Source organism: Dysgonomonas termitidis (genome assembly GCF_042654545.1).
Taxonomy (GTDB): Bacteria; Bacteroidota; Bacteroidia; order Bacteroidales; family Dysgonomonadaceae; genus Dysgonomonas; species Dysgonomonas termitidis.
This window is the reverse complement of record NZ_JBHSGN010000096.1, coordinates 1-1,824: the sequence shown is the minus strand read 5'-3', so window position 1 is coordinate 1,824 and position 1,824 is coordinate 1. Positions and strand designations below refer to the sequence as shown.

General features: G+C 50.1%; 1 protein-coding gene. It reads left to right on the top strand.

Annotated features, from left to right (window positions below; translation table 11 throughout):
* A partial coding sequence (locus ACFO6W_RS16780; RefSeq protein ID WP_379998506.1) for a hypothetical protein occupies positions 1–961 on the top strand: 961 nt, incomplete at its 5' end.
* Between the last annotated feature and the right edge of the window lie 863 nt (positions 962–1,824).

Genomic DNA, 1,824 nt, shown 5'->3' with positions numbered 1-1,824 from the left:
TTCATATAACGTTACCATCACTAAAATAGACCTTGAAGGCCCGGACACTCCGGATAAAGCCTTTGAGGGGAAAGCCACAATACAGGCAACCGTGCAGGCATGGAACGACCGCAATGGCAGTGTGACAGCCGGCCAGAGCCACCTGTATGTGTCGCGGCCATACCTGTGGGTCAAATTGGATGGAACCACTGAAGCTTATGCCGGAAGCAAAACGATCACGATAAAAACGGACGATCCGTCCGGCTGGCACTTCGATACCTCGGATGCGACAACCGCTGCGACTCTCACTTGGGCGCAACCTTCGCAATCAAGCGGCGCCCAAAATTCCAGTGTTAATCTGACCTTCACTCCCAACAACGCAAGTGCGTTCTTGGAAGGCGCCGCGGTGATTACTACCGGTAACCTCAAATATACGATCCACTTTGTTCAGGACGATTGTGGGCGGTTTGGCCACGCTCTACCCCAAACAATGGGAAGTAACGTCTACTTAACCTACCGCGACAACTATGATACAGGCTTATTTCGATCTCGCGTTTGCTGGACGTTACAAAACTCTATCGAAGGTGTTCCCATCATGACCACTTTACAGAGCGTCGAATACCCGTTCTATACTGCAAGCACTCGGGTGGACGCTTGCCCTGATCCGTGGCACCTCATGCCTTACGCTACCACAAAATGGCCGATGCCACAATACACCAATGAAATCCTTGACGCCGGGCTGGCGGCAGGTCTCTCCTACGTAGACATGGCAGGCCGAACGTTCAGCCCGGCGGGCCTCGTTTGGAATTACATGGGTTGGACGGTCTGGACGGACGCTCCCTTAGCGGATTCGAACGACAGGATCATACAATCGAACACTGTGCCGGGGACTTATTACAGCTCAAGCGCGACAAGGGCTAGTACTGTTTACAACAATTCGCCGAATATGCGCGCCACCACCAAGTGCGTGAAAGACACCTAATAGCGCACAGCCCGTAAGCCACCCCTCCCAGGTGCCAAAACAGCACCAGAGTCAGTTCGCTGTCACCCTCACCCTATAGGGTAGCGCCAGGCTACCCTATATAAAAGGGAAAAAAGGTCGGGGGGGTGACAAACAGAGATAAATAAATGAAAACTAATAGCTTAAACAAAAATACAGGATGAAGGCAAAACATAAAAACCAAGGAGTATCCGCCATAAAGCGGCTACGGAGCACCTTTAACCGGGTGATAACCAGCATATAGCCCTTCCGCCATCCTGACGCCGTAAAGACGGACGGCAGGACAAGGGAGAAGCGACTGAATTAAACGAAGGATATAACAAAAATAAACGTAAAGAGTAAAATGCTAAAACACAACATCCGCCCGGTACCTTACTACACGCAGACCGCTTCGGCCTGGGAGAAGGAGTTGGCCGCCTGTTAAGCAAGATAGTGGAAGTCGAAGCCTGCTGAATCCTGTTCCGGTTGCCGGAGCACAGGCTGACGAATAAACGGCGTCACTGCGACGACAAGGTAACGAATACACCGGCTCTTTAACGCCTCAGATAATGCTACAAAAGGGTATCGAAAGAGGAACATATATACGTATAAAAAAATGTAATGATCTGAACGCCAAATGCATATTATACAAAGGAGTTGAATATGATTAACGATGATAAAAGCTGTACAGGATATATAAAAAAATACAGAAAAATGAAACACATAAATAACATAATGGCACTGGCTTTCTTGCTGGCCTGTCTGGTCGCCGTTACCGGCTGCACCACGGATGGCGATAATCCGGGTCAGCCTGATCCGGGTCAGAACGGGGAAAAGAATGTGACCCTCGAGGTTCGCATCCCCGG